This is a genomic window from Acinetobacter sp. ANC_7503, from assembly GCF_056780035.1.
The window spans coordinates 164,205-178,873 of sequence record NZ_JBWYJA010000002.1 but is presented as its reverse complement, the minus strand read 5'-3'; the positions used below and the strand labels follow the sequence as shown (position 1 = coordinate 178,873).

At 39.4% G+C, this 14,669-nt stretch carries 13 protein-coding genes; 6 read left to right on the top strand and 7 right to left on the bottom strand.

The features are described 5' to 3' along the window. The first annotated feature begins 231 nt into the window (after nucleotides 1–231). On the top strand, nucleotides 232–1,389 hold the full coding sequence (locus AC1M9M_RS04765) for an MFS transporter (protein WP_481595791.1): 1,158 nt from the start codon (nucleotides 232–234) through the stop codon (nucleotides 1,387–1,389). 69 nt (nucleotides 1,390–1,458) lie between these two features. Continuing rightward, complete coding sequence (locus tag AC1M9M_RS04760; RefSeq protein ID WP_481586860.1) at nucleotides 1,459–2,073, top strand: riboflavin synthase subunit alpha; 615 nt, start codon at nucleotides 1,459–1,461, stop codon at nucleotides 2,071–2,073. Between the two features lie 44 nt (nucleotides 2,074–2,117). On the opposite strand, the gene AC1M9M_RS04755 is transcribed toward AC1M9M_RS04760, so the two are convergent. Both AC1M9M_RS04755 and acs read right to left on the bottom strand, forming a co-directional pair. Continuing rightward, a complete protein-coding gene (locus AC1M9M_RS04755) occupies nucleotides 2,118–3,299 on the bottom strand; it encodes an acyl-CoA dehydrogenase family protein (RefSeq protein ID WP_481595752.1) in 1,182 nt (393 codons plus the stop codon). Nucleotides 3,300–3,448: 149 nt separating this feature from the next. Further along, a complete protein-coding gene (acs, locus tag AC1M9M_RS04750) occupies nucleotides 3,449–5,392 on the bottom strand; it encodes an acetate--CoA ligase (protein ID WP_481595751.1) in 1,944 nt (647 codons plus the stop codon). Between the two features lie 454 nt (nucleotides 5,393–5,846). Here acs and AC1M9M_RS04745 point away from each other — a divergent pair, with 454 nt between their 5' ends. Beyond that, nucleotides 5,847–6,830: a mechanosensitive ion channel family protein gene (locus tag AC1M9M_RS04745; RefSeq protein WP_481586863.1), complete on the top strand. Its 984-nt coding sequence runs from the start codon at nucleotides 5,847–5,849 to the stop codon at nucleotides 6,828–6,830. Here the strand turns inward: AC1M9M_RS04745 and AC1M9M_RS04740 are convergent. From AC1M9M_RS04740 to prfB, 5 genes are all read right to left on the bottom strand, one after another. Next, the gene (locus AC1M9M_RS04740) at nucleotides 6,804–7,517 is read right to left on the bottom strand and encodes a 16S rRNA (uracil(1498)-N(3))-methyltransferase (protein WP_481595750.1); all 714 of its coding nucleotides are present in this window, start codon (nucleotides 7,515–7,517) and stop codon (nucleotides 6,804–6,806) included. The two genes, AC1M9M_RS04745 and AC1M9M_RS04740, sit on opposite strands and share 27 nt — an antisense overlap. A gap of 11 nt (nucleotides 7,518–7,528) precedes the next feature. After that, a complete protein-coding gene (locus AC1M9M_RS04735; RefSeq protein WP_481595749.1) occupies nucleotides 7,529–8,809 on the bottom strand; it encodes a 3-deoxy-D-manno-octulosonic acid transferase in 1,281 nt (426 codons plus the stop codon). A gap of 98 nt (nucleotides 8,810–8,907) precedes the next feature. After that, complete coding sequence (locus tag AC1M9M_RS04730; RefSeq protein WP_481588808.1) at nucleotides 8,908–9,972, bottom strand: alkene reductase; 1,065 nt, start codon at nucleotides 9,970–9,972, stop codon at nucleotides 8,908–8,910. 26 nt (nucleotides 9,973–9,998) lie between these two features. After that, complete coding sequence (locus AC1M9M_RS04725; protein ID WP_035265803.1) at nucleotides 9,999–10,301, bottom strand: ArsR/SmtB family transcription factor; 303 nt, start codon at nucleotides 10,299–10,301, stop codon at nucleotides 9,999–10,001. A gap of 216 nt (nucleotides 10,302–10,517) precedes the next feature. Then, nucleotides 10,518–11,613 (bottom strand): peptide chain release factor 2 gene (prfB, locus tag AC1M9M_RS04720; RefSeq protein ID WP_481591851.1). Its coding sequence is split into 2 segments (ribosomal slippage): nucleotides 10,518–11,540 and nucleotides 11,542–11,613, totalling 1,095 coding nucleotides; the frame shifts between segments, so codons are not numbered across the junction. 177 nt (nucleotides 11,614–11,790) lie between these two features. Here prfB and AC1M9M_RS04715 point away from each other — a divergent pair. The 3 genes from AC1M9M_RS04715 to AC1M9M_RS04705 all read left to right on the top strand — a co-directional run bounded on the left by AC1M9M_RS04715 (nucleotide 11,791) and on the right by AC1M9M_RS04705 (nucleotide 14,649). Next, nucleotides 11,791–12,642: a putative porin gene (locus AC1M9M_RS04715; protein WP_481595748.1), complete on the top strand. Its 852-nt coding sequence runs from the start codon at nucleotides 11,791–11,793 to the stop codon at nucleotides 12,640–12,642. Between the two features lie 289 nt (nucleotides 12,643–12,931). Continuing rightward, nucleotides 12,932–13,714, top strand: a complete 783-nt coding sequence (locus tag AC1M9M_RS04710) for a putative porin (protein ID WP_035265806.1) — start codon at nucleotides 12,932–12,934, stop codon at nucleotides 13,712–13,714. A 173-nt stretch (nucleotides 13,715–13,887) separates the two neighbouring features. Then, nucleotides 13,888–14,649 carry a putative porin gene (locus AC1M9M_RS04705; protein ID WP_481595747.1) on the top strand — a complete coding sequence of 254 codons (762 nt, stop codon included), beginning with the start codon at nucleotides 13,888–13,890 and terminating at the stop codon, nucleotides 14,647–14,649. Nucleotides 14,650–14,669 lie beyond the last annotated feature (20 nt).

The following is a 14,669-nucleotide window of genomic DNA, read 5'->3' as shown; positions in this document are numbered from 1 at the left end:
ATAATAGCGTCATGCAGTAGCAACTTACCCCCCAAGGCTCGGCTTGGGGGCTTTTTATTGGATAGTTCATATAATCTGATCAGCAACAGTACATCGAAAATTGAATAAATCGTACATTGTTCCGCTGTTGCACGGTTATAATCACCTCAAAAATGAAGACAGCACAGCCTTATGGGTTCAATTCAATCAATAGAACATTCAAACAATTCCTCTGGTGCTTCAGCGAATAAAATGGCGGTTCATATTATTTTCGCTATTGCATTAGCGCATGGATTACATGATCTGATCCAGTCTTGCTTACCTGCCATTTATCCCATGCTGAAACTTAATTTTGACTTGAGCTTTACCCAAATCGGGATTATTTCTTTGGTCTATCAAATGACTGCATCTATTCTGCAACCTTGGGTTGGACTCTACACTGATAAGCATCCTAAGCCCTACCTCCTCCCTTTGGGTATGTGCGTTACACTGCTAGGTATCGTTCTGCTGGCATTTGCATGGACTTTTCCAATCTTACTGATTTCAGCAGCACTCATCGGTGTGGGCTCATCTGCCTTTCACCCAGAAGCCTCACGAGTAGCGAGAACAGCATCAGGTGGTCGCTTCGGAACTGCTCAATCCGCTTTTCAAGTGGGTGGTAATAGCGGCTCTGCCGTTGGGCCACTGTTGGCCGCAGCAATTATTGTACCGAACGGCCAAGCCTCAGTTGCTTGGCTCATGATATTTGCCATTTTCGCTATTTATCTGCTTTACAGAATCAGTCGATGGACCATTCAATATGCTGTTCAAGCTGCTTCAGCAGTAAAAGCCAAGCAATCAACACCGTTGAAAGGTTCTAAACTTGTACAGGGAATTGTGATTATCTGTGCGTTAATGTTTGCAAAATTCACGTACATTGCAAGTATTGGAAATTACTATACCTTCTATTTGATCGAAAAGTTTCAGGTCAGTATTCAACAGGCTCAGCTTTATTTATTTGCTTTTTTAGCTGCAGTAGCAATCGGTACTTTTGCTGGCGGCCCTATCGGTGACAAAATAGGTCGTAAAGCTGTCATTTGGATTTCCTTCATTGGCATGGCACCCTTTGCATTACTCATGCCACATGTGAATTTGATGTGGACGTGTATCTTTGCGATTCTTGCTGGATTGATTATGTCTTCCGCATTTTCAGCAATGGTTGTATATGCACAAGAAGCGATGCCAGGTCGTGTCGGCATGGTCTCTGGTTTGATGTTTGGTTTGATGTTTGGGATCAGCGGTATCGCGGCAGCAGCTTTGGGCTATGTGGCAGATCATCAAGGTATTCGTTGGGTATTTCACTTTAGCTCATACTTACCACTACTGGGTTTATTGACCTTCTTTTTACCCAGAACCAATCAATCTGCGTAAGATGATCATCTCTACGATCTCAGTTAGGATTAAAAGCAATTAAGGTTTATTTTTAGGCAAAGGTTTATTATGTATACAGGTATCGTGCAAGGGTTAGAAAAAGTATTAGATATACAGCATAAAGAGGGATATCGGACTTTTGTTATTTCTAATGCGCTCAATCTTTTTCATGATGTATTTATCGGTGCCAGTGTTGCGATTAATGGTGTTTGCTTAACCGCTACACAAATTGATCTGATCGCTGGTCAAGTGCATTTTGATGTTTCAAATCTAACACTTGAATTAACCACTTTAGGTCAACTCAACGTCGGTGATGAGGTCAACATTGAACGCTCCGCTAAAGTAGGTGCTGAGAATGGTGGGCATAATTTATATGGTCATATTGAAGGCACTGCAACCGTAAAGCATTTAAGCAAAAATGGTGAAACGTTTCATATCGACCTTGAAATTCCAAATGGCAATATCAAATATTTCTTCTTAAAGGGCTTTATCGGTTTAAATGGCTGCAGTTTGACAGTCAATCGAGTTGATCGTGCAAACAATCAAATCTCAATCGATCTTATTCCAGAAACTTTACGCTTAACCACATGGAAATATGTTCAAGTCGGCGATCAAGTCAATTACGAAATTGATCAGATGACACGTACGCTTGTCGATACTTTAGAAAATATTCATCAAAAATAAATAAAAGCCTCTACGATAGAGGCTTTTTTCATAATCAATTCGATCTAAGAGTAGAAACTCGGATCTGGAACTTTTCCAGTTAATGCCCACTCTCCGACTTCCTGATATTTATAATCAATTGGATCATGCAGGGTTTGGGTTCGTACATTACGCCAGAATCGATCTAAATTCAGTTTTGCAGTAGTGGCGCGTGCGCCCATCACTTGAAAAATATTTTGTGTCACATAAAGTGAAGTATGAGTCGCTGCGATTTTGGCGGTAGCGATTGTAATTGAGACTTCACCACGTTGCTCCGCAGTTAATGTTTCCCCTTCATCCCACGCCTTTTGTAATGTATTGATCGCTTTTTCCGCGAGCAAGCGCACACCTTCAAGTTGCACATAAAATTCGGCGAAATGCTTTTGGGTAAATGGATCATTCACCGCTTGTTCAACCAGTGATTTCGACCAAGCTTTTTGTGTTTGAACTGTCTCTTTCGCAACATTGAACGCTCCCTCAGCAACACCTAAAAATAAATGCACGAAAATCAGTTGAGCAATTAGCGGTCTCAAACTTGAATAAGGTGTACTTAAAGGACCGGGATTGAGGAGTAATTCATCCTTGCGAATTTTGACCTGTTCAAAATGACTGGTACCACTATCCGTTTGACGTTGCCCCATATTATTCCAATCCCCAAGAAAGCTCACACCCTCTCGTGCTGTTGGAATCACGCCAATCAGTAACTTTCCATCTTCATTAAATCCCGAACAGAGCAGGATATCTGAATCAATTGATCCAGAACAAAAACTTTTATCACCATGGAAGATAAATTCTTCGTCAGAAACTTGTTTCGCGGTTGTTCTACGATCTAATGGATTTAACGTATTTCCCCAAAATAAGTTGTGTTTGGCGGTCTGTCTAAACCAATCTCCATATTGAGCTGGCTGTGCAAAAAGTTGTACCGTCGCTATAAGCAAATGATGAAAGCCATATACATGCGCAAGCGAACTATCGACTTGAGCAATGGTTTGAATGGTTTTAAAAATCGTGCTCCATGTTGCACCTTGCCCACCAAATTCTTTTGGAATAGATAAAGACAACAAACCACTTTGTCGAATTAGATCTCGCTGAGCCTTTGGATTTCCACCTTGTTTATCTCGTTCTGCTGCGGTTTTCGCAAACTCAGATGCAAGTATTTGCGCAGTCTCAAGTGGCGTTTCAGGATTAAAATTTAGGGGAGAATTCATTGTTATATTCCGTATCGCATCTGCTGATAAGCTTAGCAGATCAACATGATTTGACTTATCACAATGCCTGCTTTTCTTATCACTGAACTAAAAATACCGCTAGTTGAACTAACGGTATTTAAAACATGACTTCATCTGTTTAATCAGGATTACTGCTGTGATTTCACTTCAGCAATTAATTGATCCACGACCTGTGGATCTGCCAAAGTTGAGGTATCGCCCAAACTATCTAGCTCATTAGCGGCAATTTTTCTCAAAATTCGGCGCATAATCTTGCCTGAACGTGTTTTGGGTAATGCTGGCGCCCAATAAATTGCATCTGGTGTAGCCACAGGTCCTAAAACTTTTCTTACCCAACCTACCAGCTCTTTCCTGAGTTCTTCTGACTCTGGCGTATCTGCCTGTAAAGTTACATAGGCTGCAATCCCTTGACCTTTGATGTCATGTGGCATACCCACAACGGCTGCTTCTGCAACATGTTCATGTGCAACCAATGCACTTTCAATCTCTGCAGTCCCCAAGCGGTGTCCCGAAACGTTCAGAACATCATCCACTCGCCCCGTAATCCAGTAATAACCATCTTTATCACGGCGTGCACCATCTCCCGTGAAATAATTCCCTGGATAAGTTGAGAAATATGCCTCGATAAAACGTTCTGGATCACCCCAAATGGTACGCATTTGTCCTGGCCAAGAATCTTTGATCACCAAATTACCTTCAGCCTCTCCTTCTAGCTCTTTGCCATCAGTATCAACCAAAGCAGGTTGTACACCAAAGAATGGGCGTGTTGCAGAACCAGGTTTAAGTGCAGTTGCGCCCGGTAAAGGCGAAATCATGAAGCCACCTGTTTCAGTTTGCCACCATGTATCTACAATTGGACAACGACTTTCACCAACTACGGTGTAGTACCAGTTCCAAGCTTCAGGATTAATTGGCTCACCGACTGAGCCCAACAAGCGTAAGCTACTACGGTCACTTTCACGGATAAATGCATCACCTTCACGCATCATCGCTCGGATCGCCGTTGGTGCCGTATATAAAATTGTGACGTTGTGCTTATCTACAATATGTCCAGTGCGTGCCCAAGTTGGGTATTGTGGAACACCCTCAAACATCAATGTTGTCGTCCCATTTGAAAGTGGACCATACAACACATAAGAATGACCAGTAATCCAACCGACATCAGCGGTACACCAGAAAATATCGTCTTGTTTTAAATCAAATACTTCCCTAAAGGTAAAGTTCGCGTAAGTCAGATAACCGCCTGTAGTATGTAGCACACCTTTAGGTTTACCCGTTGAGCCTGAAGTATATAAAATAAACAGCGGATCCTCTGAATTCATTGGTTCAGGTGGACAGATATCTGTGACTGTCATGATTTCCATGTGATACCACAGGTCACGACCTTCATGCATTGTGATTGGGTTACCAGTACGATGCACCACAATGACATTTTGTACAGAGCTCGTCCCTTCAAGCTCCATCGCTGCATCAACGTTTTCTTTCAGTGGAATTGGCTTACCACCACGCATGCCGGAGTCTGCTGTAATGATAACTTTTGCTTGGCTATCATCAATACGGCTTGCTAAAGAATCTGGTGAAAAACCTCCAAACACCACGCAATGTACCGCACCAATACGCGTACATGCCAACATCGCAATGGCTGCTTCAGGAACCATTGGCATATACAGAACAACACGGTCGCCTTTAGTCACGCCATGCTTCTTAAGGACATTGGCAAAACGACAAACTTCATCGTGTAATTCTTCAAATGAAATAATTTTATGGCGTGACGGATGATCACCTTCCCAAATAATCGCAGGTTTATGTGGGTGTTCTTTTAAATGTCGATCGAGACAGTTTTCACTGACATTTAATTGGCCATCTGCAAACCATTCAACTTTGTAATTCTCTTTATCAAAGTTGGTATTTTTGACTTGTGTAAAAGGCTTAATCCAGTCTAGTTTCTTGGCTGCTTCGGTCCAAAACGCTTCGGGGTTTTCAATAGATGCTTTATACCGCTCGAAATATTGCTCTTCATTGGTTCGTGCAGTTTTTTTAAAAACTTCAGGTACTGGATATATTTCATTCATAATTCGCATCCTTGATTTATGTTTCTCATCTCGAGAGTTGTCTTGATCATACTGATCATTTTTTGTCTTATATCTTGAGTATGACTATACTTTAAAATTTCAAACAATCATGCTTTGGTCGTAGACTGAGCATTCATTTATTTCAAAAGTTATCCGTATCTTCTTGCCATTTGAACAACCTAAAATATCTAACAATCAATGATCCGAATCATTGCTGATCATCATTCCTAAGCAAGTAAAATCTGTCGTTGTCAAAAAACTCCATTTTTTTATCAATAAATACCATTTCGATTTTTTTGTTGGACAAGGTGCTGAATGTTTATAAAAACATACAATTTTTTTTGTTATTTTCAGTTTATTCAATGAATATAAATGACGATAAAACTTGAGAACGTGATTTTTATTCACTCTATTTTCAGGCAAAATGTAAACATTCAATACATTTGGAACACTCGTGGCTGAACAACAAAATTCTTTGAGTCAGGTGGCTCAAGGTACGACTCAACTTCTACAAGATGCAAGTGAGAAAACGGCTCAAACCGTCATTGCACATACTGCGAAATACAATGATGCATATACCACCATTGATAAAATCATGGATGGCTTTTGGGAACGAATCCCTTATATCTGTATTGCTTTGATTGTATTTACCTTATTTTGGTTGTTGTCTAAGCTGTTCAAATTATTTGTCAGAAAAGCACTTTCAGAGCGTTCATATACCAAACAAAATTTAGTGCTCGTCCTCAACCGCGTCGGTAGCTCTTTTATTATTTTCTTTGGCTTCTTAATCGCGATGGTTATTGCAATTCCAGGGTTTACACCTGGACAGCTGATGAGTGCACTGGGGATCGGATCTGTCGCAATTGGTTTTGCATTTAAAGATATTTTTCAAAACCTGCTCTCTGGTATCTTAATTCTACTCGGTGAACCCTTCAAAATTGGCGACGATATCATTGTGAATGGTTTAGAAGGGACCGTTGAAGATATTCAAATTCGTGCAACCTACTTACGTTCACCTGATGGTCGTCGTATCGTCATTCCCAACGCAACAGTTTATACCAATGCAGTTACTGTTAATACGGCATATCCACGTCGTCGTTGTGAATTCGTGGTCGGTATTGGTTACGAAGATGATGTTCAAAAAGCGAAAGATATTATTTTGAGTATTTTAGACCGGGATCAACAAATCCTCAGTCAACCTGCATTTAGCGTGAATGTCTCTGCCTTAGCTGATTTCTCAATCAACCTCACTGTACGTTGGTGGGTGAATACGGGTGAAACTGCGACATCTACATCTATTAGTTTAGTTCAAGAAAAAGTGATTCAAGCTTTTGCTGAACATGAAATCTCAATTCCATATCCAGTTCAAGAGGTTAAAGTCTATCGCGGAGATTCTTCACAAGAAGATGAATCACCACGTGCTAAACAGACGACCTAACACATAAGGAATCACCGTCTCAGTACGAATAATTCGGTTGCCTAAGCTGACAGCTTGGCAGCCGTTTTTTATGAGTAAATCAATCTCATAAGGAATATAACCACCTTCAGGCCCAATCAATATCGTACACGGGTGCTCAATCGCATGAGGCATACTGTGGGTTGCATAAGGATGTGCTACATAAGCTGGTCGTTCAACGGAAATCATTTGAGGAAGAACATCTTCCACAAAAGGTTTAAAGCGTTTATACATTTCGATTTCAGGTGGAAATGTATCACCCGCTTGTTCTAAGCCCAGTTGAACATAGTGATCAATTTGCTGTAAAAATGGTGTTTGCCAATAGCTTTTATCGACCCGATAGCTGTGCAGCAAAATGATTTTTTCTACGCCTAAAGTTACAGCATCTTGAATCAATCGTCTCAATACTTTCGGTCTAGGCATAGCAACGATTAACGTTACAGGTAATTTCTTCGGTACAGGCTCTTCATAAAGTGGCTGAATTAAGATTTTCCTTTCAGAAATTTCTATGACCACAGCTGTATATCGACCAGCACCTCTAATACCAACCTTTAAAGTATCTCCAATTTTAATATCAAGTTGATGCTTCAGATGCTCAATTTGGCGTGCAGATTGAATCGTCCAGAGGTCATCCTGTGCTGATGCAGGATCAAGCAATACAATATTCATATACTTAAAAACTAAAGGTATTGATTCAGGACATGAATATGTTTTTGCAATGACCCTGTATTCCGTTGCATGATCTTTTGAGCCTGATTTTGTACTGCTAAAATCGTTTCATCCTGAGATAAGCACTGAATAAGATGATTCACCACCTCTTCCGTAGTTTGACCGATTAGAATCCCTTTTTCTTCCACAAATTCATCGACAATGGTTTGAAAGTTAAAGTAGTTCGGTCCAATCACAGTCGGGACATTGAGTGATATTGGCTCTAAGATATTATGCCCACCGCCAGGTTCATTTAATGATCCACCCACAAAACTTGCTTGGCTCAATGCATACCAAATCCACATTTCACCCATACTATCAGCAACATAAACTTGTGTATCAGCCTCAATGATTTCACCTAAACTACGTCGATGCATTTTTAACTCATGACTTTGAATGGCTTGTGCAACTTCATCAAAACGTTCTGGATGACGCGGTACAATAATCAGCAAGACGGCAGGATGATCATTTAAATAATCTTTAAACTTAGATAACAGATTTTTCTCTTCAGGATGATGTGTGCTTGCAATCGTAATAATTTGGCGTGCTTGCAAATCCCAATCTTGATGAATTTGTTGCGCTTTCAATAGCATTTCTTCGGGCGCATGAATATCAAACTTAATACTACCTACTGTTTGACTATGCGCTGTAGCAGCACCTAAAGCCCTAAATCGATTCAGTGAAGCTTCATCTTGAGCCAAAAGTTGAGTCAGACCGCTGAGCATAGGCTGAGTAATACTTGGTACTTTGGCGTATCCTTTTGCTGACTTTTTAGATAAACGTGCGTTCACCAAAAAAGTGGGTATTTTACTAATTTTCGCCTGATCAATTAAATTGGGCCATAGTTCTGTTTCAACCAAAACCAACATTTTAGGTTGATATTTTTTAAAAAAAGCACTGACTAATTTTTTTTGATCTGCAGGTAAATATACTGCTTGAAAAAGATCTACATATGGTGCTTTTGCAAATAAAGATTTAGCTCGTGCCTGACCTGTTTTGGTGGTATTCGTAACCAACACAGCATACCCAAGCTTTAAATAATGTTCTATCAGAGGTTGTGCAGCATTGGTTTCTCCAACTGAAACCACATGAAACCATATCGCATTAAGATTTTTTGGAGATTGAAACGGACCGAAGCGCTCTAAGCACTCTTGATGAAATTGCTCAATATTGTCTGCTCGCTTTTTTATACGCCATTTATAAATTGGCTTTAGTAAAGCCAATGCTGCGTTATACCAAAATGGAGTTGTCAAAACGTAAGACCTCGAGCTTTCTTAAAAAAATAGGGCATGACCACGAAGTTGAGATCATACCCTGCGAATTTTTTCGGTTCAAATACTTATCTTAAATTTCAATTTCCTTGTAAAAAAGGATAATCGATATAGCCTTCAGCCACATTCGTCCCGATCATATTTTCTAACTTTAATTCATTCAAAGGAGCATTGTGTACCAAACGCTCATATAAATCAGGATTGGCGATATAATCTTTACCAAAAGACACTGCATCAGCTTGACCTGAAGTGAGAAGTTGTAAAGCATCCTCTCGACTTAAACGCATATTGGCAATAAAAGGAATACCTTGTCCACGCGCTTTTAATTCTTGACTAATACTGTCTTCTGCCAAATATTCACGTGTAAAGAAAAATGCAATATGTCTTTGACCGAGTTGTTCTAACACATAACCGAAAGTTTCACGTGGATCATCATCACCCATATCGTGTTCATCACCACGAGGAGCTAAATGTACACCTACTCGACCAGCACCCCAAACTTCAATTAGCTCATCCACGACTTCTAACAAGAAACGCGCACGATTTTCCACCGAGCCGCCATATTCATCTTCACGCTGATTGGTTTTCGATTGCAAGAATTGATCAATTAAATAACCATTCGCCGCATGCAATTCCACACCATCAAATCCTGCCTCTTTAGCACGAATTGCTGCTTGTTTATATTGCGCTGTAATCGCGTGAATTTCAGAAATTTCTAATGGACGTGGCAAGACATAAGGACGTTTCGGACGCAACAAACTGACATGTCCGGCTTGTTGAACAGCACTCGCCGAAACGGGTATATCACCCTTCAGTAAATCTGGATGTGACACACGTCCAACATGCCAAAGCTGAGCGACAATTAAGCCATCTTTGTCATGAACAGCTTGGGTTACTTTCTTCCACCCTTCCACTTGAGCATCAGTGAATAATCCTGGCGTATTTAAATAGCCATTCGCCTCCTCAGAAATTACGGTCGCTTCTGAGATAATTAATCCACTACTTGCACGTTGCGCATAATACTCAGCCATCATTTCTGTTGGTACACGATCATCTGTCGCACGACTACGCGTTAAAGGTGCCATAACCACGCGATTTTTGAGCTTTAATTCACCAAAGACTACTGGGCTACTAAAATCAGTCATTCATTTATCCTCTTCACTCATTATCGTTAGAGTGATTGTTGAAGGTGTTCTGCAAAACTTTTTATCAGTGCTTCATTACGAGAAAAATAAGACCATTGACCATGCTTAGTAACATGAACCAAACCTGCTTGTTGTAAAACAGATAAATGATTAGACATGGTTGACTGAGATACATCTGCAATTTTTTCAATCTGTCCTGCACATACGCCACGACTAAAATCTTGCACGCACTCATCTTGTGGAATAAAGCGCTCTGGATCTTTTAAACATTGTAAAATTTGGCGGCGTATCGGGTTCGATAAGGCTTTAAAAATTGCTTCAGTATCCATCTCATTTCACTCAAGTTAATGATCTGCACTGTGCTGAACTCATTATATCGATTTTTATAGATATTAATATCGAATTATTACGATATTTAACAAATCGAGTTTATGAATGACTGTGCCGAATAATTCTGATTCTAACATTGAACTGATTTAATCTAGCAAGCTTCGTGCTAGAACAAAAAAAAGCAGGGCTTTTGCCCTGCTTTTTTTTAAAAATGATTAAAGCCCTTGTTTCAAACTAGCTTCAATAAATTTATCAAGATCACCATCTAACACTGCACCCGTGTTTGAGTTTTCAACGCCAGTACGTAAGTCCTTAATACGTGAATCATCCAACACATAAGATCGAATTTGGCTCCCCCACCCAATATCCGATTTAGAATCTTCTAGTGCTTGAGCTGCTTCATTACGCTTATTCATTTCCAATTCGTACAATTTAGCACGAAGCTGTTTCCAAGCATGATCACGGTTAGCATGTTGTGAACGCTGGTTCTGACAAGCCACCACAATTCCAGTTGGTGCATGGGTTAAACGCACTGCAGAATCTGTTTTGTTAATGTGCTGACCACCTGCACCTGAAGCGCGGTATGTATCCGTACGGACATCTGCTGGATTGATCTCAATTTCAATGTTGTCATCAATTTCTGGAGACACAAAAACCGCTGAGAATGAAGTGTGACGACGGTTGCCTGAGTCAAAAGGTGATTTACGGACTAAGCGATGTACACCTGATTCAGTACGTAACCAACCATAAGCATATTCGCCTTCTACACGAATAGTTGCCGATTTAATCCCAGCTACATCACCGTCAGATTCTTCCATTAACTCAGCTTTAAAGCCATGACGCTCAATCCAACGTAAGTACATACGTAATAGCATAGATGCCCAATCTTGAGCTTCAGTACCACCTGACCCCGCTTGAATTTCGACATAGCAAGGATTTGGATCCATTGGATTACTAAACATACGTCTGAATTCAAGTTTAGCCAGTTCAGCCTCAGCTGAATCAAGTTCTGCTTGAACATCTGCAAGCATTTCTTCTTCATCCGCTTCTACAGCAAGATCAAGCATCGCTTGTGCATCATCAAGTTGTGTTGCTAAACCATCTAAAACATTTAAAACGTTTTCGAGTTCACCTTTTTCTTTTGCCATCGCTTGAGCACGATTTTGATCATTCCAAATTGCTGGATCTTCAAGTTCGCGGAGAACCTCCTCTAAACGCTCTTTCTTTAGATCGTAGTCAAAGATACCCCCGTAGTGTTTGACCACGTTCGTTCAAGTCTTTCAGCTGGAGAAGATAAGGATTAATTTCCACGGTGTAGATCCTAAATATGTCTATATCAAAATTGGCAATATTTTAACACAGCCTAGTAAAACTTGAGAGTTTGCTTTTTTATTCAATATTCTCTTGACCATTGTTTAGTTATTATTAACAATACATTTAATTATTAAAAAATACTTACTTTATTTTTACAACAATAAGCAGAGACTTATGAAAATGAACAAAACCTATTTGGCTTTGGCCATCCTCCCTTTGACAACTTCAGCTATGGCCTACCAAGCTCAAATTGATGCTGAATATACCTATTTTGACCATGATAGTCTCAAGGTTGATTATCACGGTGTATTTGAAACAGAAGGTACTTATTACTTCAAAGCAGTTGATACTGAAAATAAACCACTTAATGAGGCTGCATTTCTTGGCCACCATAATCGCGTTTCAGCGAAATATAGTTTTCAGCATATTAAAGACGATAAAGTGTATATAAATGAAACAGTTGCACAAAGCAAACAAGAGCTGCACGGCTATTCAATAGGGGGAGAATATTATATTGATCAACTGTACTTCACAGGTGAGGTCGGTCGTCAACATTATAAAGTGGAGTCACGCTCAAGCTCACTAAACGGTTCATCTCATGCTAAGCAGCGTTTCGATCTAACCACCTATAGAGCTCTCGTTGGTTATACTCCTATTCAAAATTTACTGATAGCAGTAGGTATTAATGCTTATAAAGGTGAAGGCTTTGATGAAAATGCTTTTGCTTTAAAAGCCAAATATGTCACCCCATTAGGCCAAAATGGTCAATATCTCAATTTAGAATTGGATGGTAGTTTTGGACATGATATTGATTCGATTACATTTGGTGGGGATTATTATTTAACTCAACGCTTAAGCCTAGGTAGTGCTTATACACGAGATACGAATAGCACTAGTAAAATTCATAAAGACGAATATCAATTACGTGGCAAATACTTTATCAATAATAATCTCTCTCTTGGGAGTATTTTAAGATTCAGTGATGATGAAGATAAGTTTAATATAAACGGAACATATCGATTCTAATTCCATTCAACATGGGGAAGTAGCAGTTCCAAAACTGCTACTTTCGTTCAAATTGCATACAATTCATATTCAAAAGCAACATAAAATGACTAAAACACCTTATCTTTCACATGAATTAACATGTTTTTTTATTTTTTAAAATCAATAACTTAAATTTTTATTTTTACATAAAAATTACACAAGATACATTACTGTTACTTTTGCTTGATTGATCCTTCATGATTTTCCCCTACACTGAACTTGTAACAAAAAATGTATTAACAACTAACTCTATTGAGGGGAAGTATCCATGAAAAAATTAGCAATCGCGTCTGCACTTCTTTCTGCTTTAGCTGTAACTGGAACTGCAAATGCATATCAAGCTGAAGTAGGTGCTTCTGCAGGTCTTATCGATCCTGATAATGGTAGTACAAGTGGTTCATTTGGTGTTGATGGTACTTATTATTTCCAACCAGTTCAAACACGCAATGCTCCACTAGCTGAAGCTGCATTCCTTGATCGTGCAAGTAATGTAAATGCGAAATACCAATACAGCGAAGTTGGTGATGATGAAAGACATCAATACGGCGTAGGTGTTGAATACTTCGTACCTAATTCTGATTTTTATGTAAGCGGTAATGTTGGTCGTGATGATCGTAAATTTGATATTGGACCTGATTTTGATGAGACAGTTTATGGTGCTGAAGTAGGTTATTTGCCTGCACCTGGCTTATTAATTGCAGCAGGTCTTAAGGGTTACGATAACGACTATGATGATGGTGTTGACCCAACATTACGTGCTAAATATGTAACTACATTGTCTAACGGTAAAGATATCAACTTAGAAGCTGGCGCTGCATTCGGTGACCTTGATGAATATAATCTAGCTGCTGATTACTTCATCGATAAAACTTTAAGTGTTGGTGTGGATTACTATAGTAAAGATACTGGTCCTGCAGATACAAACGAGTTTGGTGTAAGCGCACGTAAATTCTTCACACCTCAAGTAAGCTTAGAAGGTCGTGTAGGTTTCGGTGAACTTGCAAATAATGATTACAACAAGTTCGGTTTAGCTGCTAAATATCGCTTCTAATATCTTAATTAAAATTTAGTGTTTCTTAAAAGCCCATCTTAATGATGGGCTTTTTTTGTGCAAAATCCCGATGGAATGTCATTTTTTGTGCATTGACTCATCCCCTTTTGTTCTTACAATAGAAATCAGCTGTCACAAAACAGTCATATTTCTATAACAAAGAGAGTCAATATATGTTTAAAAAAATTACACTTGCGACTGCACTTATTGCAAGCTTAGGAACTGCACATGCGTATCAAGCTGAAGTTGGGGCTACAGCCAAATTGATCGATCCTGATAATGGTAGCAATTCTGCAGGTTTTGCGCTTGATGGCACATATTATTTTAATCCTGTTCAAATCAAGAACTCTCCATTGAACGAAGCTGCATTTTTAAATCGTTCGAGCAACGTGAATGCAAAAGTATCTTATGACGACTTTGATGTGGTCGAATACTGGAATTATGGTGTTGGAATTGAATACTTTGTTCCAAATACTGATTTCTATCTAAATGCCAATCTTTCTCAGGAAACTCAAAAAATACCTAACACCCCTGATAATGATGTCACAAACTATAAAATTGAAGCTGGTTATTTCTTAGCACCATCTTTATTGGTCGCAGCTGGTTTACGTGGTTGGGATGATGACAACGATGATGGTATTGACCCTACTATTCGAGCAAAATATGTCACTCAAATTGGCACAAATGATGTGAATTTAGAGGCTGGAGCTGCATTTGGTGATCTAGACGAGTTCTCGTTAAGAGGCGATTATTATATTGATAAAACACTCAGCGTGGGTGTTGACTATTTCAATCAAGATTTCAATGGCGGATCTTTTGATGAGTTTGGTGTAAATGCTAAAAAATTCTTCAATCAGCAAGTAAGTGTCGAAGGTCGAATTGGTTTCGCAGATGACGGTAATACCTTTGCTGTACGTGGTGCATACCGCTTCTAATCTTTGAGTGCTAAAAACCG